The following is a 22,643-nucleotide window of genomic DNA, read 5'->3' on the forward strand; positions in this document are numbered from 1 at the left end:
ATCCTCCTTTAATGATCATTCATCGATTTCTGTCACTTCGTCTGACGCGTTCAATTCTAGTTTAACGGAACCGCCAACTCGGATGTCATCATCTTGTTCCATGTTCGATGCACGAGAGTATGATTTTTGCGCACCGTTCTGTTCGATGACGATCTCTTGGTTCGTAATCTTAGCGAGCGTACCTCGGACTTCTTGCTCCCGTAAATCGTCACGGTCTTCGTCACGTGTAGCATTACGATCCTCGTCGTCATCTTCCCGGTCAATTTCACGGACTTGACCGTCAACATTCAATTCGATTTTCACGATATCTCCAGATTTAGCAGCATCACGTTCCGCACGATCAGCTATCGCGTAGACGGTTTCCTGTCCATCTTGTTCGAGTGTCAATTCACTTTGAGAGATGGCATGAAGAACACCGTATCGTTCGCTCGCGTCATCTGATGAATCATCTGAGCGATTGCCATCGTCATCTCGATCAGTGCGATCATCTTGATCTTCTCGCTCAAGTTCCGTGATTTGCTGACTTGCATTCAAATCGATTTTGACCCAATCACCTTCTTGAACGGCTTCACGTTCGACTGATGAAGCAAAGTCAAACGTCTGAGAGTCACCATTGACGTCGATTGTAAGCGAACGATCCGATTGTTTCTGCAATGTGCCTTCGATTTCCTGGTCGTCACGCATCGAAGCTGGAAGTTTTTGCTCGACTTGGCGCGAAGCGGCTTCGACTTTTTGCTCTGCCTGCTGTGAAGTGGTGACCGTTGAATTGACGAGCGAGTGTCCCGGACCTGTGAAGAGTAGGAATGCACCGGCCCCTGTTAAGACAGTACCCGTTACGGCAAGTGTTGCGATTCCTTTTTTAAAGCGTTTATTCCCTTTATCTGTTCGTTTTTCAGTCATGATGATTTCCTCCTTTAGTAGTGGCTGTTGTTCTTATACATAGAATAACCAGACCACGTGAAAGGAAGCTGAGGAATAGATTAGAATTTGATGAGAATTAGATCGTCTTGATGATTCGGGCTGGATTTCCACCGACGACACTGTTTGCTGGTACATCTTTGACGACGACACTGCCTGAGGCAATGACAGCATTATCTCCAATCGTCACACCAGGATTGATGACGGCACGTCCGCCAATCCAGACGTTATTACCGATGACGACTGGTTTTCCGAATTCATAACCACTGTTGCGCTCGACAGGATCGAGCGGGTGAGTCGCTGTATAGATATGTACTCCTGGAGCGAGCATGCAATTGTCGCCGATTGTAATCGGACAAATATCGAGGAAGACACAGTCGTAGTTGGCATAAAAACGAGCACCTAACGTGATGTTATAGCCATAGTCACATTTGAAGGTCGGTTCGATGTAAAAGTCAGCTTGCTCTGTTCGGAATAACTGCTTGAGAAGTGCCTTTCGTTTAGCACCATCATGAACGCTTAATTGATTAAACTCATGACAGAGTGACTGTGCCCGGATGCGGTCGGCCACGAGTTCTGGATCTTGTGCTAAGTAGAGTTCTCCTTGAATCATCTTTTCTTTTTCAGTCATCTGACTCACTCCTTCATCGTTATTACTTTCATTAGACTAAATGGTCTTCCGTGATGCAACTGATATCCCGTCTTGCATACGAAAACAGGATAGCCGAAGCTACCCTGTCGAAATTCAATCTTTATGCTAATTCAATACCGCCAGTGACACCGTAAATTTGTGCCGTGACATAGCTCGCAGCGTCTGAAGCGAGGAAGACGTACACATCTGACAGTTCGACCGGTTGACCACTGCGTTTCAATGGTGTTTCCTGTCCGAACTCTGGAATATTCTCGCTTGGTTGACCACCTGAAATTTGAAGCGGTGTCCAAATCGGACCAGGTGCGACGGAATTGACACGGATTCCTTTAGGTGCGACTTGTTTTGCAAGTCCACGCGTGAACCCGTTGATGGCGAACTTCGTCGAAGCATAATCCAAGAGGTTCGCACTTGGGTTGTATCCTTGAACGGATGTCGTCGTGATGATTGAAGCTCCTTCCTTCAAGAGTGGCAAGGCTGCTTTAACGACCCAGAAGAGGGAAAAGACATTGATTTCATATGTTTTGCGTAATTGCTCCGTCGAAAGATCGAGAATGTCTTCGACAGCTTGTTGTTTACCAGCGACAAGTGCCAAAATATCGATTCCACCGAGTGATTCGTGTGCTTCTTTAATGAGTTGCTGACAGAACGCTTCATCACTTAGGTCACCAGGCAAGAGGTAGGCTTTTTGTCCCGCTGCTTCAACGAGTGCTTTCACCTCTTCTGCATCCTGTTGTTCTTCTGGTAAGTAATTGAGCACGATATCAGCACCTTCACGAGCATAGGCGATCGCTGCTGCTCGGCCGATGCCGGAGTCGCCACCCGTAATCAGTGCTTTTTTACCGATCAATTTGCCTGAGCCTTTATAGCTCTCTTCTCCACAATCGGGAACAGGTTCCATTTTTGCTTGAACCGCTGGCGCGTCCTGATATTGTTTTGGGAAATCGTCATTAAAGTATTGTGTTAACGGATTTTTCGATGCAGCCATGTAAACATTCCTCCTGAAAGTTGGTTTTGGTATAGGATGTATGTTCCCTCAACAAGTCGGATTAAACGTTTCTGATGGTAGTAAATTTGGAAATTGATGGTTTACACTAGAAAAAGAGGAGTGTGAAGAAGATGATTGCTGGACTGTATGAAGCCCATTTACCGGTCAAGGAGCTCGAACGATCGATTATCTTTTACGAAAAATTGGGTCTTGCATGTGCTTTCCAAAATGAACGTGTCGCTTTCTTTTGGATCGAGCACGGTAAGAGTTGGTTAGGTTTATGGAAAGCTGGTCAAGTCGAGTTACCGTATCATCCGTCGATTCGACATATTGCGTTTCGGATGGAGCAAGAAAATATCGATAAAGCACAGGATTGGTTAAAGGAGAGAGGAATTGCCGTTCGATCTGCATTTGGTGTAGCAGCCGCCGATCAACCGCTCGTTCTCGATAATCATCCACATGCGCACGCGGCAATATACTTCGAGGATCCGGATGGTAATTCGCTCGAATTGATTGCACCGTTACGCTTTGATATGGAAACAGTGAATGGCACGATGCCGTATCATGACTGGCAAGAAGTATACGAAAAATGAACGAGAATACACGAAAACAAGCAACGGGATCCGTTGCTTGTTTTCATTATCTGATGCATTTAGACGCGAGCTGGTTGTTGCTCGTTCATTGCTTGCAGAGCTGCTTGGTTCAGTAAGTTCCACGGTTTGTTGTAGTGCGGTTGGAAGAAGAAATCGACGAAAGCGAGTTCTTCAAGTGTCATGTCATTTTGAATCGCGACAGACAGTGTATTCATCGCCTGTGTCAAATCAACTTTAGAGATGATTTGTGCACCGACGACACGATGTGTTGCTATCTCAAAGACGAGTTTCAATTGGACGTCTTCTGCTGTTGGCATGAACTCTGGGCGATACGCATCCGTAACTGTCGCGCTGCTCACTTCAAGTCCGAACAACGGTGCTGCTTCTTCTGTCAAACCAGTCGACGCGATGTTTAAGTCATATAAGCGAAGACCTGATGTGCCTTGTGTTCCTTGATAACGAATCTTTGGAGCGCGTAAGTTTTTTCCTATGAGCGTACCCATCCGGACAGCATTCGTTGCGAGTGGAATATAGGCATGTGTCCGAGCTGGGTTGTAATAGACAGCACAGCTGTCACCAGCAGCAAAGATGTTCGGGTTGCTCGTCCGCATATAATCGTCAACGATGATCGCGCCGTTCGCCAGCATATCAACCTGTCCTTTTAGGAGTTCCGTACTTGGACGGAAACCGACACAAAGAATGACGAGGTCCGTTTCGAACGTTCCTTTGTCTGTGACGACGTGTGTGACAGCACCGTTTTCTCCTTTGAAGCTTTGGACGGTTTGTCCAAGTTCGAGACGAATGCCGCGATCTGTCAATTCGTGTTCAATGACGTCAGTGAACGAGCGATCGAGGTATTTGTTGAGAATGCGATCCGCACTATCGATGAACGTGACATCTTTTCCGTAGGCTTCAAACGCTTCGACGAGTTCAGCACCGATATAGCCTGCACCAACGACTGTGATGCGCTCTGCATCTGTTGCTTTTTCTATGATCGTTTGGGCGTGATGATAGTTTTTACAGAGCTCGATTTGATTCAACTCAATGCCAGGAAGCATTGGAATGATTGGCCAAGATCCAGTCGTCATAATGAGTTTATCGTACGTATCGTGAACGACTTCACCAGTCATGAGGTTTTTCGCAACGATCGTTTGACGTTCACTATCGATTTCAAGTACATCATGTTTTAGACGCATCTCAGCTCCAAGTTCAGCAAGTTCACTTGGTGACGAGTAGAATAGCGATTCCGCGTGTTTGACGACACCACCGACGTGAAGTGCGATCCCACAAGAGAGAAACGATACATTGTCATTCCGCTCATAAACGGTGATCTCGACATCTTGTTGTGAAGCGAGTTCTTTGACTGCTGCTGTTCCTGCGTGTGTACATCCGATGACTGCTACTTTCATGGGTAAAGTCTCCTTTTTGTTTTGTTTGTGATATAAATCACATTCATTTGATATACTTAGTGTAATCCTTCACAAGTTCACTTTCAAGTAGTTTGTTCAACATTGAGCATAATCTTGTCTAAATTGTGAATGAGTGAGCAAAAGTGTTTGGATTATGTGAAGAATGCGTAAAACTGTTTTAGTTACTGAAATTCGGGTTATAATGAAAGTAGATTTTTAATGAAGGGGTGGAAACCGATGGATACCGAGAGGACCAATCATCTATTTAGCTTACCTGATTTTTAGCAGTACCGGTCAAGACGAACAAGACGGTAATGGCTTATAAAAATCAGGGAGAGCGAAAATAGATGAATACCCAAACGGGACGTATAAAACCTCTCCCACGATGTAAACGGGAGAGGACAATAAAACATGAAACGAATCGCAACCATCTTAACCGGAACGCTGATCATGGCGTTCGGTTACTACACATTGAATGAACAGTTCGGATTAGCAGAAGGCGGCTTTATTGGATTATCGTTGCTTGGTCGATACTTTTTTGATATCAATCCTTCGATCTCAATGATCGTGCTCGATATTCCATTTTTCATCGGTGCCTTGTACTTCAAAGGCAAACGCTTTGTCAGCGAAGCGCTACTTTCAGCAGGTGCATTATCACTCTTTTACGAGATGTGGCATCGACTCGATTTGTTCCACTTTCCAGAACAAGCTTGGCCAGCGACACTCATCGCAGCCATCGCTAGCGGAATCGTGACCGGGTATGGTCTCGGACTTGTTTTGAAAAGTGGAGCGGCGACAGGTGGAGATGATCTGCTATCGATGGGACTTAGTAAACTGACAGGTCTATCGATCGGAACGATTTTGTTCGGACTCGATGCCATCGTGTTAGTCATTTCACTTGTTTATCTGCCACTTAGCTTGACGTTGTACACGTTACTGGCCGTAGCGATTGCCGGTCGTGTCGTTGCTGTCATGACACGGGAGCCTGTCATCGTACCGGCGCCAGTCGTACCAAAAGTCACGCAGTGAAATGAATGGAAGTCCAAAAAAATTACGTATCGGATTCGACTTCGTCGAGTCCGATTTTTCAGGTTCATTGATTAGAAAATAAGTTCAAAGGAGAATAACGAGATGATTCGACAAGCAGATGCTTCAGAAGCAAAACAGATTGCTCCCTTAATTGAACAAGCGATTCATGAAATCGCTGAGACGCTGACAGGGGCGACGGAAAAAGAAGAGATTCTAGAACGACTCGCCTATTTCGTTTCCCAAACCGGAAACCGGCTTAGTCATGAGAACATCCTCGTCAAAGTCATCGAGGGTGAAGTAGCGGGCATCGTGATCGCTTATGCAGGGACAGATGCGAAACAACTCGACGAACCAATTAAAAAACAATTGAAACAGTGGACAGGGCAAGATGCCCAGATCGACGTCGAGACGGAGGGACCCGTCTATTACCTAGATACACTATCTGTTGACGCGCGTCATGGTGGCAAAGGAATTGGAACGGAACTGTTGCAGGCAGCAGCGGAAGAAGGCGAAAAACGAGGACTACAAGCATTCACCTTAAACGCTGATCAAACGAACGGAGGAGCACAGCGACTGTATCGGCGTCTCGGCTTTAAACCGGTACGAACAATCGAAATCAGCGGTGGCACCTTTGATTATATGGAACGTCGTTATGATACGCAGCAATAAAAGAACCATGTCGATTTCCCCGGAGTCATTCGGGAGTCGACATGGTTTTTCGTTTGTATACAGTGATGCGATCAAGGTGCTATTAACTGATATAGCATCGCTTGTGCATCTTCCGGTTCGTAGCGGGAATCACTCGTAAAGCGGACGACCGGTTTGACTTTTGGTCGAACACCTTGAGCATGAAGACGTTCGAGCAACCGACCAGTTACGTAAATCTGGTCGGATTTTGGTTCTGCATTCCATTTACTGACGGAACCGATCGGAACGATTGAAGCATCCGGTCGTTCGGACTCGAACTGTCGTGCTTCTTCATCCGTGAAGACGGTTGCTCCGGGTGAAAGGGTCGTCACGTAACGCGCTAGTTCAATCGTTGCTGGCGGACGCGTTGCTTGTTCGTTCAACGCTAAGCTACCGATTGTTAACTGAACGACTAGAAACGGCAGGTACATCCGTAACGGGAGCTGACGAATCGACCAGACGAGAAGTAGGAGCACGAGCGGTAAGACATGACGGGGCTTATCGATATTTTGTCCGAGCCAGACCCAGATGAAATAGAGTCCAGCCGTCGTCCCCCAAGCGAGATCGATCGTCCAACGTTTGCGTAAGAACAGCATCATCCCGGACAGCAACCCAATCCACGTGCCATAGCCGATGCCATGCCAGAAGAGTTGCTGAAGCGTCTTGATGAATCGCTGGAAGATCGAGGCGTCATCGGTCTGAACAGAACCACCCCAGTCGGAAAAATGACCACTGACGAAGCGAAGCGAGAGTTGAAGAAACGAGTAAGGACCGCCAACGGAAAAAGCGACCGGGAGCAACCAAGCGAGTTGCGCAAGCAGAAGCAACGCGCACTCAGATAAGAGTTGCCAGTAATCCTTTCGCACCTGCCATAGCAGGAACAGGAGCATAAAACCAAACGGCGCATAGGACAAGCGCGTCGCCATCAGTAAACCGAATAAGAGATATGGGAGCCAGCGGCGAATCTGATGCCGTGCGTGTTCGATGCTCCAGCCATACCAGATGAGTAATCCGAGTGCGAGTCCATCGGACATCCCTGTTGCAGCGAACGTAACGAGTGAAGCAGTAGAGAGAACCGTAAAGGCTGCAATTAGTCGAGTCGTGTCATAAGCATGACGCTGAAAGAGCCAGTAGAGTGGCAACAGGGCGCTTGCTAGTCCAAGTGTAGAGACGAGACCGAGCGCTTTGACAGCTATCGTTAGTGGGAGAAAAAGATTCGCCAATAAAATGAAAAATGGATAACCTGGGAAGTGGGGGCGTAAATCTGCCAAATCATAATCGGTCACGGCAAGCGTGAAGTTCGCGATATCGTAGCTTGCGATGAATGGACTGACGTAAATGATGCGTAAACCGATCCAGCCACCGATGAACAGAAGGGTAATCCAAAAAAGCGATCGTCCACGCGGACGTGAACGATCGCTTCGAACGGTCAAGAAACCTCCTGTAAGGACTTCGATGACTTCGATGGTTTGTTTTGACGGAGTAACATCCAACCAGCAAAGGCGAAGTAGCCCCACCAAGCGACGACTTGTTCAAGAGATGGATTATGACTATACCCGAACATCGCGCCCATGAACGTTCCGATTTGCCCACTGATCAATGTCGAATTGCCGGTATCACGCAGGTATTGCACCTGATCGATGTAATGCTCCGGCATGAAGCCGACGATGTTATACACAGCAGCGGGTGTTCCATCAGCGTTCATCAATAAACTACCGAGCAGACCGAGGTCTTGGAATCGTCCGATCGTTTGGACGAGCATGCCTGCAGCGATGAACAGGATCAGTACACCGGTTACTTGGAAGAAGCGTTTGACTGGGATTTTCATTGATCCTGAGACGAATAAGTATCCGAAGATCAATGCGAGTAAGAGACCGGAAACCGCACCGTAACTTGTCAGGACTTTCTCGATTTCCCCACCTGAGATGGCAGCGAAGAAAAAGACTGTTTCGATTCCTTCTCGAACGATGACGAGGAAAGAGTGGATGATCATCGTGATCGCACTACCTGTCGAGACGGCAGCGGCGACTTTTGCTTGAGAAGCCTTTTGATTCTCTTTCGCTTCCTTACCCATCCACAGCACCATGTGTGTTAAGAGAAGGACAGAGACCATCATGATACCGAGACGCAGATACGTATCACTTCCGAAGCTTGCAAAGCTCGTGAAGACGACTTGGAACAAGAACGCGACACCAAGACTAGCAAGAAGCGCTAGTCCAACACCGGCATAGACCCATTTCTTATATTGCGGGGCGTTCAATCGATCGAGATAACCTAAGATTAAACCGACGATGAGAACAGCCTCGAGACACTCCCGAAGCGTAATCAAAAACGCTTGAAAATCCATCTGTCTTCCTCCTTATGAGCGGCGTTTCTTCTTCCATTGACCAATGCCGACGATGACGATGAGTACGACGACAAGTCCGAGCGCAATCAACTTCCAGATCGCGTCTGTTCCGAACGTTTGACCGAGGAAGGAATCTTCTTCTGTGAAGACGCCTGTTTTTTCTTCACCTGGCAGGACGAAGAGAGGCGTTAATGTATCTTCGATCATCGTAATGTTTTTCTTGAAGGATTCTTCATCACTCGCTTTTTTCCCGACACCAAACAGTCCAGGGTTTCCGAGTGCCTTTAATGATTCATCAAATGCAGTATACACGTCATCGGATGTCTTTGCATCCTTGCTTTCCTTGACGTATGGTGCGAGCACATCGTATGTGCCACGAGCTTTCGCGAGTAAGAGTTTCGCTTGCCCGAAATCTTCGAACTGCTCTTCAGCAAAGTGCAGTCGACGTTCGATATTTTGGCGAAGAGCGACACGGTACGCTTGTTTTGCAGCCTCAGCATCTTCTTTTTCAAGAGCCGTATCAATCTTCGCTTTCGCTTCAGGGAAATACAGTTTGAACTCTTTATCATAGGCGGCAAGCGTTTCTTTCGCAAGCGCGTAATCTTTCGCATCGAGTTGTTCTTCAAATTGTTTATACGCTTCCGCAAAAGCTTCCTTTCCTGGGTCACCGTAACTGTAAGCGGAAACCGTGGAATTACTCACGAACAGTGAGAGTAGGAGGAGCGGTAGCAAAAGAAGGCGTTTCATCCGAGGTGCTCCTTTCGTTCTGAGCGTTCTTCAACGCTAAGCTGTGTGACAGGTCGTCGCCACTCCCGATAAATCGCTGGGAGAACACGTTGGACATAATTCAAACGAATAAAAGACTTTCCGGCTTCCCGGACCCGATAACGAATCGGGACTTCGTGAAGGCGGAACCCTTTTCGAACGAGATTGAGGGTCAATACTTGCGCATAGTTATAGTCATGAATGATCTCAGCATGATGACATGCTGCACGCGAAAACGCCCGCATCCCACTTTGACCGTCATGAATTCTGCGTTTCAGCAGTAGACACTGTAGCCACGTAAAGACATGATTTCCAATATAGCGATAGAGTCGCATCCCGTCAACGGTACCGAGGAAACGAGAACCGAACACGTAGTCTGCTTGATCGTTTAGGATCGGTCGAACGATATCCGGGATTTGATCAGCAGGGTACTCGTTATCGGCATCAATCATGACGGCAACATCAGCTCCGAGTTCGTGCGACTGGCGGAGTCCTTCGCGGACTGCCGCGCCGAGTCCTTGATTTTGCTCGAACCGATAGACGTGTGCACCGTGTTGGCGTGCAATCGCACTCGTTGCATCTGTCGAACCGTCGTCAATGACGAGGGTCTCGACTGGTATACCGTCAATCATATCGGGTATTCGTTTCAAGACGAGGGGGAGCGAAACTTCTTCATTGTGGGCAGGTAAAAAGACGATGATTTTCATTTAGATGTCGCCTCCTTGAACGCTTCCGTCAGCAAAACACCACGGCTATCGTGCGGGATGTCTGCGCCTAGTACTTTTGTAATCGTTGGTCCGAGTGACAGGATATGGCGGTGCGTATCCACTTTTAGACCGGCATGCACATTCTTTCCATACATCCAGAAGGGAACGAATCGTTCGCCCTCATCTAAGTGACCATGTCCACCGATTCCGTCCGCTTGACCATGATCCGCCATGACGATGAGTGTCGCATCCTCGAGTTTACCGAGACGATCGAGTTCTTCACAAAACTCAGCAAGGAGCGCATCTGCTTCCTCGATTTTTTGAACATACTCGGAATAGAGTGTGCCTCGACTATGTCCCGTTTGGTCCGTTCCGATCAACTGGATTGCGAGCAGATCCGGGTCTTCTTCGTGGACGATTTGTTTGGCACGTTCCACGATATTCCGGTCCGCAACATCGTTATGCATGACGGCTGTGACGGTCCGTACGTCGGTTGAACCGAACGCATCGACAAGGTGAGCGATACCAAGAATTTTCCCGGATTTATCGACGGCACGAAGACGATCGAAGACAGTATCCGTTTTGACACCTGTCGTGTTCCAGACCATGTTCGAATGAATGCCGTGGTCTTCTGGGCGAGCACCTGTAAACATCGAGCTGAAGCAGACGACGGTCCGGGCAGGATAGACGGTTTCCATGTTCGTATATTCCGTTCCTTCCTGACGCAATCGTTCGAGGAACGGCGTGTTTGCTGCCATGTAGCGATCTTTGCGCATCCCGTCAACGATCAGGACGTAGACTTTTTCTGAAGTCGGGAGATCGGCATCGACCGTCATCGTCTCAGGCAACTTCGGTTTCCAGTCAAAGAGGTAATGATGCAAAATCCAAGCAAAGATGAATAGACCAATTGGAAACCAGACGAACGTCATGTCGAATGTCGCCGTATCACTTGCTGTCCACCAATACGCGAGCAACAAAGCAACCTTTGGGAGCTGTTCTTGTGCGTTACCACTCGTTGAATCACTATTTTTTAGAACGAGTTTCCAAAAACGCGTGAAGTTCGTCCAGCGTGTTCCGATTCGGAGATGATAATAGATCGTTCCCCAGAAAAAGACCGTGAAGAAGAAATAGAGACCCGCACCATAGGCGAATAAAGGCAAATAATCAGCATTCGTACCACGAAGGAACAGCCAAACGATGATCGGAATCCAGAGGTAGTTGCGTAAAAATAACGGGAAATCATAACGCCAAAGTAAGATGAACAAAGGAAGCGTCACGATGAAACCGAACCCGACATCTGAGAGTGGGATCTGCGTCCATAAGGCGTACGTCAAGAAGACGCCGATCGTAAAAATTGGTGTGAAGGGTTTTCCTTCATTGAGTAAGTTCCAGGCGCGCGCTGCGACTTTTTCAAAGCGAGAAGCACTTTTCATCGTCTTCCTCCTTTCCAATCAGTGTATTTGAGCTGACGAACCAACAACCGGAGCGTAGCCGGATGGCGAACGAGGACGTACAGCGGGACGAGAAAAGCAAACGCATATTTAAAGAAGTGCGTCATTAAGGCAACGTCGTACGCATGGGTAACACCGGCTTGTCGTAAGACCGTTCCCATCGCGAGTTCATAGGTACCAAGCCCGCCAGGCGTGAACTGAATCACACCAGATAAGACACCGGCACTCATCGCGATCAAGGTCGTCGGAAAGGACACATCGACACTTGCTCCATGCAAGAGGAAAAAGACGGCGAGTGCTTCGACTGCCCAAGCGAGCGTTCCGAACAGAACGAGGGAAGGGAGGTGCGGTCGACGTAATACGAGCAATAACCCTGTCGCAAGGAGCGCGACGAGCAAGACGATTGGATGAAACAACCAACCGATCAGAATGAATGTGCACAGAACGATCAAGTCAATACTTCGTTGTAAAACGAAGATCGCACTTGTTTGTTTCCAAGGACTACCGATGGCGCGAGCCGTCATCAGTCGAATCATCTCTCCGAGTTTGATCGGTGAGAGATGATTGATCGTCAGTCCGAGATAAAGGCTTGATAGATAAACAGCGGTTGGTACACGTTTCGCATCGGCGCGACGCCAGGCAATCGCTCGTAAATAAAAGGCGAATGCATACGTCAAGGTGGCAAGTATCGTCCACGGGCTCTTGAATAATGCTTCGATATACCGATAAGAGACCGTCAACTCAAGGAAAAAACGCAGGAGCAAAAAGATGACGAATCCGGTAAGGGTCAGATACAGAAGCGTTCGAATCAACGATTTTGATGCCACGCGATCACCTGCTCCAGTCCAACATCGATCTCGACTGACGGTTGATAATCGAATGCTATCTTTGCAGCTGTCGTATCACTCCATGTCATCGTCACGTCCCCGCGTCGGGCAGCCTGAGTATGCACAGGTACATTGAATCGTTGACCGATTCGTTCCGCTAAGGCACGTACAGAAACCGGCTGATTCGCACCTAGATTGTACGTTCCGACAGCATGAGCGAGTAGGGCTTGCTCCATACCACGCGTAATATCATCGATATACGTGAAATCACGTACCGGATCTCCGAAGATAGTGAGGGACTCCCCGCGTAACGCCTGTTCAATGAAACGATACAGTGCCATATCAGGACGACCTGATGGACCGTAGACGGTAAAGAAACGAAACAGCGTTACGTTTAAATCATATAAATGAGCATACGCATGACAAAAGCTTTCGGCACTATATTTGGCTGCCGCGTAAGGACTAGCGACATGTCCCGTTGCCTGGTCTTCTTTGAGCGGCCCCGTCTGTTCCCCGTAAACGGAAGAAGAAGACGCGAAAAAGACATGCGGAATGCCATGTCTTTTTGCGGCTTCTAACAAGGTCACCGTCATATCGATGTCCTCACGAATATAATGATGCGGTTCCTCTAGCGAACGCGGAACACCAGGAAGCGCTGCGAGGTGGAAGATAGCATCAAACGATGGCTGCATCCATGTATCGAGATCATGATGAACGTCCCCCGTTGTAACAATAACACCAGCGCTTCTTAATGCTTTTGCCCGCTCTTCTTTCAAACGAATATCATAATAGTCCGTAAAGGCATCCAGTACATGAACGGTATGATGTTGCTTAAGCCGGAGGGCAAGGGCGGCACCAATGAAGCCGGCACCCCCTGTAATTCCGATATTCATCTTATCCCTCCGTTTCCATATCGTTCTTAGTTGAGTGGTTCGAGAGCGTCCGTAATCCGTTCGCCTGTCGTCTCAGCTTTAACGTCACCTTTTTCAACGAGTGCGAGCCAGTCGTTCGCGTCTTTTGCGACTTGTGCTGCTTTTTCTTTACCCAGACGGTTTTCAAGTGTTGGTTTCATCGCAACGACGAACATGTTAGCTTCCATTGCTTCTGCGCGTGCTGTATCAATATCTTTCTTCTCGAGCGCCTCTTGTGCTTCTTCATGATAACCGTCGACTTTTTCTGTTAATGCTTTCGCAAATAGACCTTCAATTTCTTTGTAAGAGACGTCAGCCGGTTTTGTCTTCGAGAAGTCATACCGTTCTTTTAACGTTTTGACAGCCTCTTCATCTCCACCCGCTAATGATTCTTCGATCGCGAGCAGGAAACCATATCCTTCTGCTTGTTCCATTTGTAATTCTTTTTCGTCCGTACCAGCTTTAACGCCATCCTCGATTTTTTGTGCATAACCGAGTGCAGCCAAGTAGAAGGAACGGTAAATCGATTTATCCGTCACTTGTTTCGCTACATTGAAGTCACCGATTTCTTTCGCGTCGATGGCTTCTTGCTGAGCTGCAAGACCAGATGTGATGGCTTGAGCGATTGCGTCTTCGTTTTTAAAGCCGTAGCTCGCGTCACGTTTTTCAGCTGTTGGAATGAAGACGGTCTTTGCCATCGCTTCAATATCCTTAAGTGCTTCTGTTGCAGCTTCTGGCTTACCCGCAACGAGTGCTTCTTCAGCTTTTGCTTGCGTTGCTTTTTGTAATTTATAGAAGTACGATTGTAGACCTTTATCAACGAGTTGACGAGCGATGTTCTCATCGAGATCTTTCGCTTCGACACCGGCTAAAGCAGACTGGATGACTTGTTCGATTTCTGGTGCTGTCGTCTCGACGCCACCTTTTAATTTCGATTCATAACTCGTCTTGACCATCTTCCAATCAATCGCTTGTCCTTCTTTTGCTTTATCGAGTTCTGTTTTGATTGAGCTGAAGATTGTCAGTTCATCTGTCAGTGTCGTTGCAGCGATTCCTGCATCCGCTGATTTTGTTTCTGTCGACTGTTCCGTTTTCTCTTTTTTCGGTGCAGTCGTATCCGTTTCATTCGAACCGCAAGCAGCCAAGATACCGGCTACCATGAAGATCGACGCTACTTTTAAACGCTTTTTCATAATCGTGATTCCCCCAGAAGAATTAATAAGACGTTTTCCGCCATGTAGTCGTTTTCACCAATCTAACTATAGCGAGAATAATTCTCATTGTCAATTGAACTTTAAATAAAAAAATGGCTTTGGAGCGGGGCTCCAAAGCCATTCAGAAATGAAAAATCAGAACTGTTCATACAGTTTTGTCAAATACGTGTAGACTTCGTCTGATGCTTGGAACATCATGACAGAATGTCCGAAGATCGCAGCTGGATTGAAGCCGTGATCAAGGTCGATCGTTGATGCAATTGTAACATCGCGGTCGCTATCGAGAACGACGCGGAAGTATTTGAACTCTTGGTTAAAGTCGTTGATGGCGTTAAGAATCGGAAGATCCTCGACACCGTCTGGTACGTGTGTCACTGTACGAGCGAACAATTCGACATCTGTTGTCGTCTTACTGAAGACGATCATCATCATCGGTTCTGCTCCAGCAGGTGTTTTTTCTTGTGTCATGAAGAAGACGTGTGTTTCATTTTCACGTGCTTCCATTGGAATGCCTTTTTCCACGAGGAAAGCTTGGAATGCTTCCAAGTGTTGTTGCTGTTGCGGTGCAATTCCTTGTTCGTTTGTTTCGGGTTGACGATCTTGGTGAATCGGTGTCACTTTATTATTCTCGTTTGATTCGTTCGAGTTACGTTCCTGGTCCATTGCAAAATCCCCCTTTATATACTATAAATTCAGTTTCAAGCATTTCAGAAGGAATTGCAACTAATGTCCGTTAAGATAGGAAGAAAATACAAAAGGCAGAGATATGTCTTGTTTGTGAATCTACGAGCAACTGACTTGAAATGGCATACCTAACAGGGTATATTAGGTGACAGATAGAAACTCAAGGAGGAATCATCAGATGAAAACGATCATCGTAGGCGGCGTCGCTGGTGGCGCTACGGCAGCAGCACGACTGCGTCGGATTGACGAAACGGCAGAAATCATTTTGCTTGAACGGGGAAAAGAGATTTCGTTCGCAAACTGTGGACTGCCTTACTATATCGGAGATGTCATCAAGGATCGCAATAAATTACTCGTCCAGACGCCTGAAGGCATGCATGCGCGGTTTAATTTAGACGTCCGCAATTTGTCGGAAGCGATTCGCATCAATCGTGAAGCGAAAACAATCACGATCCGCAACGTCGAGACGGGTGAAGAATACGACGAATCGTATGATCATCTGATTCTTTCTCCAGGTGCAAAACCGATTCGTCCGAACATTCCGGGACTGAGTGATGCGACGAACGTCTTTACGCTACGCAACATCCCGGATACGGATCGGATGCGGGAATACGTCGATACGACGCGCCCTGATACAGCACTTGTCATCGGCGGTGGTTTCATTGGTCTTGAGATGGCAGAAAATCTTGCTGAACGAGGAGCGCGCGTCACTCTCGTCGAAATGGCAGATCAAGTCATGGCTCCAATCGACCCGGAAATGGCGGCAATCGTTCATGAACACTTGCGTGCAAAAGGCGTCGAGTTGATTTTAGAAGATGGTGTCGCTCGGTTTGAAGAGGCAGGTCGTCGTGTCGTCTTAACAAGCGGACGCGTGATTGCGACAGAAATGAATATTCTGTCGATTGGGGTCGCACCGGAGAGTACTCTCGCGGCGGATGCTGGTTTAACGCTTGGAATCAAGCAGACGATTCAAGTTGATGATCAACTGCGGACATCTGATCCATCGATCTTTGCGATTGGTGATGCGATTGAAGTTAAAGACTATATCACGAAGGAAGCAACACATGTGCCACTCGCGTGGCCAGCGAACCGTCAAGGGCGTCTCGTCGCTGATATCATCGCTGGGCGCGACGTCCGGTACAGCGGCACACTCGGAACAGCAGTAGCAAAAGTCTTCGATTTGACGGTTGCTTCGACAGGTAACAATGAGAAACGGTTGCGTCAGCTCGGTCTGCGTTATGAAGCTGTGCACCTGCATCCGGGATCGCATGCTGGGTACTACCCAGGAGCAAGTCCGATTTCGATGAAATTACTGTTTGATCCAATTGAAGGAACGATCTACGGAGCACAGGCAATTGGCATGATAGGCGTTGAAAAACGAATCGACGTCCTAGCAACTGCAATCAAAGGTGGATTGACGGTTCTCGATTTACCAGATCTCGAATTATCATATGCACCACCGTATAGTTCAGCAAAAGATCCGGTCAATATTGCAGGATATATCGCGTCGAATATTGTGCTTGGTGACAGCGCGAACGTTCATTGGCACGAAATCGATGCGATCGTTGCGAACGGCGGTTTGTTACTCGATGTACGTGAACCATCAGAAAACGAATTAGGCGCGATTCCGGGATCGGTCAACATCTCGTTACCGACGTTACGTGAGAAGTTGGATGATCTACCGAAGGATCAAACGATCTATGTGACGTGCCAAGTCGGATTACGTGGATATGTCGCGAGTCAACTGTTACAACAACACGGTTATGATGTGAAAAACTTAAGTGGCGGCTACAAAACATGGTCGGTCGTTCATCGCGATCAAGAAGCGCGAAGCCAATCGAAGGAGGAGACAGCTGTGACGGTAACGAAACGTGAACCAGAAACGAAGACTGCACCGGAACAAGTGACTCTGCTCGATACGTGCGGCTTACAGTGCCCAGGTCCAATCTTAGAGTTAAAAACAAAGATCGATCAAATGACAGACGGCGAGCAAATTTTCGTCAAAGCGTCTGATCCCGGTTTCTTACCAGACGTTCAAGCATGGGCGAAAAAATTAGGGCATACCGTCCATTCAGCGGAGATGAATCAAGGGGTCGTTGAGGTTTTACTGGAAAAAGGACAAGGAGAGACAGCTGCTGTAGCACCAGTTCAGGTCAATCCAGCAGATGATGCGACGATGGTCGTTTTCAGTGGTGATCTCGATAAAGCACTTGCGTCTTTCGTCATCGCACAAGGTGCACAAGCGATGGGGAAACAAGTGACGATGTTCTTTACGTTCTGGGGCTTGAACGTCATTCGAAAACCAGACGCACCAGCAGTCGAAAAAGCGGCTATTGAGCGGATGATGGGTATGATGATGCCGAAACACGCCGGGGAGCTACCACTCTCGAACATGAACATGGCAGGAGCCGGTCAAAAAATGATGAAAAAAGTCATGAAGGACAAACAAGTTGATGCGCTTGAGACGATGATGGCAAAAGCACAAGCCGCGGGTGTTCGGATGATCGCCTGCACCATGTCGATGGACATCATGGGCATCAAAAAAGAAGAACTTCTCGATGATATTGATTACGGTGGTGTCGCGAGTTACCTTGGTGCAACGGACGGTGCTAACCTGAATCTGTTCATTTAATTTAAAAGGATTGTTTATAAAAACGTGTCAAACCTCACATCTGATGTGAGGTTTGACACGTTTTTTGTCGTCTAAGGTATGGATGAGTTTGATTTTTCAAAAAAAATTGCGTATGATAATTCACATGTGAAAAAAGTTTACATCTAAAAAGAGAAACTATGTGGTGGAAGTGGAGGCAATCGGATGGAGAAACAGGTAATGGATGTGGTCAATAGAATCAGCGACACGTTATGGACGAACGTGCTGATTATCTTACTCGTCGGACTCGGGATTTATTTTACATTCCGGATGCGGTTCGTTCAATTCCGGATGATACCGGAGATGTTACGCTTACTGTTCCAAGGAACGGATAAAGGGAAAGATGGTGTGTCACCGTTCCAAGCATTCGCTATCAGTACAGCAGCCCGTGTCGGAACCGGCAACATTGCGGGTGTCGCAGCTGCAATCGCACTCGGTGGACCGGGAGCGGTTTTCTGGATGTGGTTGATTGCCTTGATTGGGTCGGCGTCAGCATTCGTCGAAAGTACACTCGCTCAAATTTATAAAGTACGTGATGATAAGGCGTGGCGTGGGGGCCCTGCCTACTACATGGAAAAAGCACTTGGTCAGCGGTGGTTAGGAATCTTATTTAGCGTATTGATTACGATTTCATTTGGATTTGTCTTTAATTCTTTGCAATCGAACACGATTTCACTCTCACTTCAAAATCAATATGGTTTTGATAAGATGTGGATTACTGTCGCATTAGTCGTACTGACTGCACTCGTCATTTTTGGTGGCGTCCGTAGTATCGCGACGGTTGCTTCATTCCTCGTACCGATTATGGCAGGTGGTTACATCTTGATCGCGCTGTATATCATGGTGACGAATCTTGAAGTACTGCCAAGTATTTTTAAATTGATCTTCCAAGAAGGTTTATTTGAGTTAAAGACTCTCGCAGGCGGAGCAGTAGGGGCAGCGCTCTTGAACGGTATCCGCCGTGGGTTGTTCTCGAACGAAGCGGGTATGGGTTCGGCACCGAATGCCGCAGCAACGGCAGAGGTCTCTCACCCGGTTAAACAAGGACTGATCCAATCGTTCGCCGTTTTCGTTGATACGTTGATGGTCTGTTCGGCAACAGCGATGATCGTTCTCGTCAGTGGGGTTCCGACGAAAGATGCGAATGGCGATGCTTTAGCTGGTATTGATTTAGCACAGGGAGCGCTTTCGTCACAAGTCGGATCGCTTGCGACAGGTTTTATGGTACTCGCGATTTTCCTCTTTGCGTTTAGTTCCGTCGTCGGAAACTATTACTATGGTGAATCGAACATTAACTTCATCCGTGAAGATAAGAAAATCATCACGATGTATCGAGTAATCGTGCTTGCAATGATCGTTTTCGGATCCCTCGTCGAATCGGCGAGCCTTGTTTGGGCTTTAGCAGATATCTTCATGGGACTGATGGCTGTCGTCAATCTGTATGCGATCTTCCGTCTTTCAAAAATCGCGAAACTGGCGCTCGAAGATTATGTCGGGCAACGAAAAGCTGGAAAAGAGCCACGATTCTATGCGGATTCGATTCCAAATTTGCCAGGGAAAGATACGCTTGAAGCATGGCAGGAATCAGAAAAAGATGAACAAGCGATATAAGAGAAGAGAGTCAGAGAAATCTGGCTCTTTTTTTTGTATAGAACGAATTTAAAAAGGGAATACAGAGTACAGAAGGGAGGGGGAGAATGGAAAACGTACATTTCGTCCGCGTCACAGATGCGGTCTGGGAGTCGTTCGGAAACGATCCCCACATCATCATGGACTGGATTTTATTCATTCATGAGACACAACCCGATCATGAACAATTATTTGCTCTCGAACAGACGAACGCCATCTACCATTTAATGAATCAAATCGATATCTATATCGATCAGAACACGCACTATAATCTTGGTCGAGCAATCGTTGGCGAAGAGTTGATCGTCAACGAAGAAAAAGCGGCAATCGTCGGCATTCTTCCTTTACCGCTTCTGATCATTTCCGCTGAAGTGATGCGCAATTTCGATCAACGGGCACTCGCTTCGATTCATGATGAAGCCGGGACACCTGGAGAATTCGAGGATGTCTGGGAACAGTTTGCTGATCTTCGTGCCTATTTTCAGAAGGCGGAAGAAGCAGAAGATACGATATTGATTTATTACGTATGATCAGCTCAACCGATAAAAAGAGACCCGCTTCCAAGTCGTGGACTGGAAACGGGTCTCTTCATTCATATGAATCAAGATGTTCTCACACTGAAGTTCATCTCTTTTATAGTAACCTTTAACTTAAAAATCGATTTCGTCCGGGTCCGGTCCGAGGCGGACGTCTGTTGCTAGACGATCAATTTTCTCAAGATCATCTGCATCGAGTTGGAAATCAAAGACGTCGAAGTTTTCCGCAATGCGTTCAGGTGTAACGGATTTCGGAAGAGCGACGATGCCGTTGTCGAGGTGCCAACGTAAGACGACTTGTGAAGGTGTCTTGCCGTGCTTCTCTGCGATTTCCTTGAAATCGTTGATTTCGAGGAATTTCCCTTGCATGAGTGGGCTCCATGCTTCGACTTGGATGTTGTGATCTTGCAAGTATTCGTGCAGTTCGTGTTGCGGCAATTGTGGATGCAACTCGACTTGGTTGATCATTGGTGCCATCAAGCCCTCTTCTGCCAATGTATCGAGGTGATGTTCCTTGAAGTTCGAGACACCGATCGCTTTGATCTTGCCTGCTTCATATAGTTCAACCATCGCTTTCCACGCTTCGATATAGCCTTCGACCGGCCAGTGGATCAGGTAGAGGTCAAGATAATCTGTTTCGAGACGTTCGAGCGATTCTGCGAATGCTTCCTTCGTCCGACCGGCACGAATATCATCGTTCCAGACTTTTGACGTTAAGAAGAGATCCTCACGTTTCACGCCGCTTTCCTTGATTCCTTTTGCGACACCGCGCTCGTTTTTGTATACAGCAGCTGTATCAATGTGACGATAGCCGACGCGTAGTGCTTCAGCGACAGCAGCAGGTGCTTCTGTCTCTTCATCTACTTGCCAGACACCGAATCCGATTTGGGGAATCGTAATACCATTTGAAAGTTTTGCGTATTGCATGTGTTACTCCTCCTCATAAAACATAGTTTTAGATTTGCTCGTTTAGTTTAGCATGAACGAACGAAGACGTCCGTTTCCATGCTCATGGAGAAATAGAATGCGGTAAAATAGAAGAGAATTCATAAAATCTGACCGTATGTCAGAAAGAGGGGGAGAAAAGATGGCTCAAAAGAATAAAAAGTTATCAAAGGGAGCTTGGCTCAGTATTGGTGCCTTGTTGGTCACACAAGCAGTTAGTCTGTTTCTCAGTGCTCGAAAGTCAGGACGTAATCCATGGGTTTGGGGAGGAGCTGGACTCGTTCAATTTCCACTTCCGGCAATCGCCTATTTGATTTTAGAAAGACAAGCAAAGCAGAAAAAATAATAAAAACAGGTCCGATCATGACGATCGGACCTGTTGTCGATTAAGAAGAAATTTTTTCTTGCTTCGTCGATGTCTTTTTCATGCGTGGGAATCCGAAGAAGATGGCGATTGATCCACAAATGAAGAGTAGGAACGGATAGAACAGATACGGAATCAGTTCAGGAGAAGCCGTCTTCGTCAACTCCGCTGCAATCAAAAGCTGTGCTCCATACGGGATGATGCCTTGAATACCACAAGAGAAGATATCGAGGATACTCGCCGATTTCTTACGATCAACTTCATACGTATCTGCTATTTCAGCTGCTAGTGGTCCAGCGACCAAAATCGAGATCGTATTGTTTGCCGTCGCAAGGTTTGTTGCGCTGACGAGTGCTGCCATACTGAATTCAGCACCACGACGTTGTGAAATCTTGCGTGTCAGCGTCTCTTTTAAGAAAGCAATTCCGCCGTTGAACGTAATCAAGCTGACGAGACCACCCATGAGGAGTGTCAAAATTGAAATCTCAGCCATTCCTAACATCCCTTCGGACATCGAGAGGACGAATCCACTTAAGCCGAAGCTACCGTCGATCATACCGATGATGCCGGTGAGTAACGTACCACCGATGAGAACAAGAATGACGTTGACGCCAAAGATCGCTAGTACGATGACGGCAAGGTACGGAATCAATTTATAGAACTCGAATGCTTTTGCTTCGACGACGTCACCAGAACCAGACACGAATGCGAGTAGGATGACCGTCAAGATGGCAGCCGGGAGAACGATCATGAAGTTCGTTCGGAATTTATCGCGCATGTTCGTTTTTTGTGTCCGAACGGCAGCAATCGTCGTATCGGAAATGAATGACAAGTTATCTCCGAACATCGATCCACCAACGACAGCTGCCGCTGCGATGGCAACATTGATACCTGTCGCTTCATGAATACCGAAGGCGATGGGAGCAAGTGCAGCAATCGTTCCAGTTGATGTTCCCATTGCCATCGAAATGAAGGCGGCGATGATGAACAGACCACTCATGAGGAGCGAGGGAGGCAAGAACGTCAAGGCAGCATTAACGGTTGCATCGATTGCACCGATCGCTTCTGCAGTACCAGAAAACGTACCGGCTAATAAGAAGATGAAGACCATGATCATGATATCAGGATTCCCGGCACCAGTCGCAATCCGTTCGACGGTCTGGTTGATACTCCCTTTCGTTGTGATTGCAGCAAAGATTAAAGCGATCAAAGCGGCGATAAGAATCGGGAATTTGTAAAAGTCGTCATAAAAGATTCCGGCACCGATAAAGAGGACCAGGAATACGACGAGAGGAAGCAGTGCCCATTTGTTAGGCGTAATCGTTTCATTCATTGTTGAC

At 47.3% G+C, this 22,643-nt stretch carries 22 protein-coding genes; 7 read left to right on the forward strand and 15 right to left on the reverse strand.

Features of this window, described 5'->3' with window-relative positions; genetic code table 11:
• Nucleotides 1–15: 15 nt before the first annotated feature.
• The 3 genes from ADM98_RS02650 to ADM98_RS02660 form a co-directional block, all read right to left on the reverse strand.
• The gene (locus ADM98_RS02650) at nt 16–900 is read right to left on the reverse strand and encodes a hypothetical protein (RefSeq protein WP_053452141.1); all 885 of its coding nucleotides are present in this window, start codon (nt 898–900) and stop codon (nt 16–18) included.
• A 97-nt stretch (nt 901–997) separates the two neighbouring features.
• Complete coding sequence (locus tag ADM98_RS02655) at nt 998–1,549, reverse strand: maltose acetyltransferase domain-containing protein (RefSeq protein ID WP_053452142.1); 552 nt, start codon at nt 1,547–1,549, stop codon at nt 998–1,000.
• Between the two features lie 121 nt (nt 1,550–1,670).
• Complete coding sequence (locus tag ADM98_RS02660) at nt 1,671–2,555, reverse strand: SDR family oxidoreductase (protein ID WP_053452143.1); 885 nt, start codon at nt 2,553–2,555, stop codon at nt 1,671–1,673.
• 131 nt (nt 2,556–2,686) lie between these two features.
• On the opposite strand from ADM98_RS02660, the gene ADM98_RS02665 reads away from it, so the two are divergent.
• A complete protein-coding gene (locus ADM98_RS02665; protein WP_053452144.1) occupies nt 2,687–3,148 on the forward strand; it encodes a VOC family protein in 462 nt (153 codons plus the stop codon).
• Nucleotides 3,149–3,207: 59 nt separating this feature from the next.
• Here ADM98_RS02665 and ADM98_RS02670 read toward each other — a convergent pair whose 3' ends face one another.
• A complete protein-coding gene (locus ADM98_RS02670; RefSeq protein WP_053452145.1) occupies nt 3,208–4,557 on the reverse strand; it encodes an FAD-dependent oxidoreductase in 1,350 nt (449 codons plus the stop codon).
• Nucleotides 4,558–4,968: 411 nt separating this feature from the next.
• Between ADM98_RS02670 and ADM98_RS02675 the strand changes: the two genes are divergently transcribed.
• Together ADM98_RS02675 and ADM98_RS02680 are read left to right on the forward strand one after the other, a co-directional pair.
• On the forward strand, nt 4,969–5,586 hold the full coding sequence (locus ADM98_RS02675; protein WP_053452146.1) for a YitT family protein: 618 nt from the start codon (nt 4,969–4,971) through the stop codon (nt 5,584–5,586).
• A 102-nt stretch (nt 5,587–5,688) separates the two neighbouring features.
• Nucleotides 5,689–6,255 carry a GNAT family N-acetyltransferase gene (locus ADM98_RS02680; protein WP_053452147.1) on the forward strand — a complete coding sequence of 189 codons (567 nt, stop codon included), beginning with the start codon at nt 5,689–5,691 and terminating at the stop codon, nt 6,253–6,255.
• A gap of 71 nt (nt 6,256–6,326) precedes the next feature.
• Here the strand turns inward: ADM98_RS02680 and ADM98_RS02685 are convergent, their stop codons facing one another.
• From ADM98_RS02685 to ADM98_RS02725, 9 genes are all read right to left on the reverse strand, one after another.
• On the reverse strand, nt 6,327–7,706 hold the full coding sequence (locus tag ADM98_RS02685; RefSeq protein ID WP_053452148.1) for a hypothetical protein: 1,380 nt from the start codon (nt 7,704–7,706) through the stop codon (nt 6,327–6,329).
• Complete coding sequence (locus tag ADM98_RS02690; protein WP_029342865.1) at nt 7,703–8,620, reverse strand: FTR1 family iron permease; 918 nt, start codon at nt 8,618–8,620, stop codon at nt 7,703–7,705. The genes ADM98_RS02685 and ADM98_RS02690 overlap by 4 nt, the downstream gene beginning before the upstream one ends.
• A 12-nt stretch (nt 8,621–8,632) precedes the next feature.
• Nucleotides 8,633–9,367 (reverse strand): hypothetical protein, encoded by a 735-nt coding sequence (locus ADM98_RS02695; protein ID WP_235504817.1) that lies wholly within the window; start codon nt 9,365–9,367, stop codon nt 8,633–8,635.
• Nucleotides 9,364–10,092, reverse strand: coding sequence for a glycosyltransferase family 2 protein (locus ADM98_RS02700; RefSeq protein ID WP_053452149.1), 729 nt, complete (start codon nt 10,090–10,092; stop codon nt 9,364–9,366). The genes ADM98_RS02695 and ADM98_RS02700 overlap by 4 nt, the downstream gene beginning before the upstream one ends.
• Nucleotides 10,089–11,525 carry an alkaline phosphatase family protein gene (locus ADM98_RS02705; RefSeq protein ID WP_053452150.1) on the reverse strand — a complete coding sequence of 479 codons (1,437 nt, stop codon included), beginning with the start codon at nt 11,523–11,525 and terminating at the stop codon, nt 10,089–10,091. The genes ADM98_RS02700 and ADM98_RS02705 overlap by 4 nt, the downstream gene beginning before the upstream one ends.
• Nucleotides 11,522–12,370: a lysylphosphatidylglycerol synthase domain-containing protein gene (locus ADM98_RS02710; RefSeq protein ID WP_053452151.1), complete on the reverse strand. Its 849-nt coding sequence runs from the start codon at nt 12,368–12,370 to the stop codon at nt 11,522–11,524. The genes ADM98_RS02705 and ADM98_RS02710 overlap by 4 nt, the downstream gene beginning before the upstream one ends.
• A complete protein-coding gene (locus tag ADM98_RS02715; RefSeq protein WP_053452152.1) occupies nt 12,352–13,263 on the reverse strand; it encodes an NAD-dependent epimerase/dehydratase family protein in 912 nt (303 codons plus the stop codon). Before ADM98_RS02715 ends, ADM98_RS02710 begins: the two co-directional genes overlap by 19 nt.
• 26 nt (nt 13,264–13,289) lie before the next feature.
• The gene (locus ADM98_RS02720) at nt 13,290–14,474 is read right to left on the reverse strand and encodes a hypothetical protein (protein WP_053452153.1); all 1,185 of its coding nucleotides are present in this window, start codon (nt 14,472–14,474) and stop codon (nt 13,290–13,292) included.
• A gap of 156 nt (nt 14,475–14,630) precedes the next feature.
• A complete protein-coding gene (locus ADM98_RS02725) occupies nt 14,631–15,158 on the reverse strand; it encodes a YbjN domain-containing protein (RefSeq protein WP_023469644.1) in 528 nt (175 codons plus the stop codon).
• 199 nt (nt 15,159–15,357) lie between these two features.
• Here ADM98_RS02725 and ADM98_RS02730 point away from each other — a divergent pair, with 199 nt between their 5' ends.
• The 3 genes from ADM98_RS02730 (at nt 15,358) to ADM98_RS02740 (ending at nt 19,988) form a co-directional block, all read left to right on the forward strand.
• Nucleotides 15,358–17,811, forward strand: coding sequence for a CoA-disulfide reductase (locus tag ADM98_RS02730; RefSeq protein ID WP_053452154.1), 2,454 nt, complete (start codon nt 15,358–15,360; stop codon nt 17,809–17,811).
• A gap of 183 nt (nt 17,812–17,994) precedes the next feature.
• Nucleotides 17,995–19,440: an alanine/glycine:cation symporter family protein gene (locus ADM98_RS02735; protein ID WP_053452155.1), complete on the forward strand. Its 1,446-nt coding sequence runs from the start codon at nt 17,995–17,997 to the stop codon at nt 19,438–19,440.
• 86 nt (nt 19,441–19,526) lie between these two features.
• Nucleotides 19,527–19,988 (forward strand): hypothetical protein, encoded by a 462-nt coding sequence (locus ADM98_RS02740; protein ID WP_053452156.1) that lies wholly within the window; start codon nt 19,527–19,529, stop codon nt 19,986–19,988.
• Between the two features lie 120 nt (nt 19,989–20,108).
• On the opposite strand, the gene ADM98_RS02745 is transcribed toward ADM98_RS02740, so the two are convergent.
• On the reverse strand, nt 20,109–20,921 hold the full coding sequence (locus tag ADM98_RS02745) for an aldo/keto reductase (RefSeq protein WP_050678472.1): 813 nt from the start codon (nt 20,919–20,921) through the stop codon (nt 20,109–20,111).
• A 160-nt stretch (nt 20,922–21,081) separates the two neighbouring features.
• Here ADM98_RS02745 and ADM98_RS02750 point away from each other — a divergent pair, with 160 nt between their 5' ends.
• Nucleotides 21,082–21,285 carry a hypothetical protein gene (locus ADM98_RS02750; RefSeq protein WP_053452157.1) on the forward strand — a complete coding sequence of 68 codons (204 nt, stop codon included), beginning with the start codon at nt 21,082–21,084 and terminating at the stop codon, nt 21,283–21,285.
• A gap of 40 nt (nt 21,286–21,325) precedes the next feature.
• Here ADM98_RS02750 and ADM98_RS02755 read toward each other — a convergent pair whose 3' ends face one another.
• Complete coding sequence (locus ADM98_RS02755; RefSeq protein WP_053452158.1) at nt 21,326–22,636, reverse strand: Na+/H+ antiporter NhaC family protein; 1,311 nt, start codon at nt 22,634–22,636, stop codon at nt 21,326–21,328.
• Nucleotides 22,637–22,643: the final 7 nt, after the last annotated feature.

This window comes from Exiguobacterium sp. BMC-KP, assembly GCF_001275385.1.
Lineage (GTDB): Bacteria > Bacillota > Bacilli > Exiguobacteriales > Exiguobacteriaceae > Exiguobacterium_A.

Coding starts and splice junctions, on each gene's coding strand:
- ADM98_RS02650 (WP_053452141.1), bottom strand. CDS start 900: ATGACTGAAAAACGAACAGATAAAGGGAATAAACGCTTTAAAAAAGGA.
- ADM98_RS02655 (WP_053452142.1), bottom strand. CDS start 1,549: ATGACTGAAAAAGAAAAGATGATTCAAGGAGAACTCTACTTAGCACAA.
- ADM98_RS02660 (WP_053452143.1), bottom strand. CDS start 2,555: ATGGCTGCATCGAAAAATCCGTTAACACAATACTTTAATGACGATTTC.
- ADM98_RS02665 (WP_053452144.1), top strand. CDS start 2,687: ATGATTGCTGGACTGTATGAAGCCCATTTACCGGTCAAGGAGCTCGAA.
- ADM98_RS02670 (WP_053452145.1), bottom strand. CDS start 4,557: ATGAAAGTAGCAGTCATCGGATGTACACACGCAGGAACAGCAGCAGTC.
- ADM98_RS02675 (WP_053452146.1), top strand. CDS start 4,969: ATGAAACGAATCGCAACCATCTTAACCGGAACGCTGATCATGGCGTTC.
- ADM98_RS02680 (WP_053452147.1), top strand. CDS start 5,689: ATGATTCGACAAGCAGATGCTTCAGAAGCAAAACAGATTGCTCCCTTA.
- ADM98_RS02690 (WP_029342865.1), bottom strand. CDS start 8,620: ATGGATTTTCAAGCGTTTTTGATTACGCTTCGGGAGTGTCTCGAGGCT.
- ADM98_RS02695 (WP_235504817.1), bottom strand. CDS start 9,367: ATGAAACGCCTTCTTTTGCTACCGCTCCTCCTACTCTCACTGTTCGTG.
- ADM98_RS02700 (WP_053452149.1), bottom strand. CDS start 10,092: ATGAAAATCATCGTCTTTTTACCTGCCCACAATGAAGAAGTTTCGCTC.
- ADM98_RS02705 (WP_053452150.1), bottom strand. CDS start 11,525: ATGAAAAGTGCTTCTCGCTTTGAAAAAGTCGCAGCGCGCGCCTGGAAC.
- ADM98_RS02715 (WP_053452152.1), bottom strand. CDS start 13,263: ATGAATATCGGAATTACAGGGGGTGCCGGCTTCATTGGTGCCGCCCTT.
- ADM98_RS02720 (WP_053452153.1), bottom strand. CDS start 14,474: ATGAAAAAGCGTTTAAAAGTAGCGTCGATCTTCATGGTAGCCGGTATC.
- ADM98_RS02725 (WP_023469644.1), bottom strand. CDS start 15,158: ATGGACCAGGAACGTAACTCGAACGAATCAAACGAGAATAATAAAGTG.
- ADM98_RS02730 (WP_053452154.1), top strand. CDS start 15,358: ATGAAAACGATCATCGTAGGCGGCGTCGCTGGTGGCGCTACGGCAGCA.
- ADM98_RS02735 (WP_053452155.1), top strand. CDS start 17,995: ATGGAGAAACAGGTAATGGATGTGGTCAATAGAATCAGCGACACGTTA.
- ADM98_RS02740 (WP_053452156.1), top strand. CDS start 19,527: ATGGAAAACGTACATTTCGTCCGCGTCACAGATGCGGTCTGGGAGTCG.
- ADM98_RS02745 (WP_050678472.1), bottom strand. CDS start 20,921: ATGCAATACGCAAAACTTTCAAATGGTATTACGATTCCCCAAATCGGA.
- ADM98_RS02750 (WP_053452157.1), top strand. CDS start 21,082: ATGGCTCAAAAGAATAAAAAGTTATCAAAGGGAGCTTGGCTCAGTATT.
- ADM98_RS02755 (WP_053452158.1), bottom strand. CDS start 22,636: ATGAATGAAACGATTACGCCTAACAAATGGGCACTGCTTCCTCTCGTC.